We start from the raw sequence: 261 nt of genomic DNA, 5'->3' as shown, positions 1-261 counted from the left end.
TTTCAGGGAACAGAAGCTGAATTTTCTTAATATCTTCTTTTAGTTTATCCTTGCTACCAGAATAATTAACATCTTTAAGTTCTTTTTCCATTTGTGTAAAAGATTTACCAAAGAGTTTATTAGATTCTCTATCTCTAAGTGTTGTATAAGCTGCTACCAGCTCATTTTGCACTGCGATATAAGTAGCATAATTTGTTTCTCTGTTGTTACGTAGAGAAATTACTGCTTTTGTAGGATTATCAGAAGAAGAAGGGTCTTTAG

General features: G+C 31.8%; 1 pseudogene. It reads right to left on the bottom strand.

Annotation, left to right across the window (positions count from 1 at the left end):
- A pseudogene (locus FHK87_RS26500) lies at positions 1 to 261 on the bottom strand (biopolymer transporter ExbD); the annotation flags it as partial.

Source organism: Aquimarina algicola (assembly GCF_006443095.1).
In the GTDB taxonomy this organism is placed as follows: Bacteria; Bacteroidota; Bacteroidia; order Flavobacteriales; family Flavobacteriaceae; genus Aquimarina; species Aquimarina algicola.
Note: the sequence above shows the minus strand (reverse complement) of the source record. Positions and strands in the feature narration are given on the sequence as shown.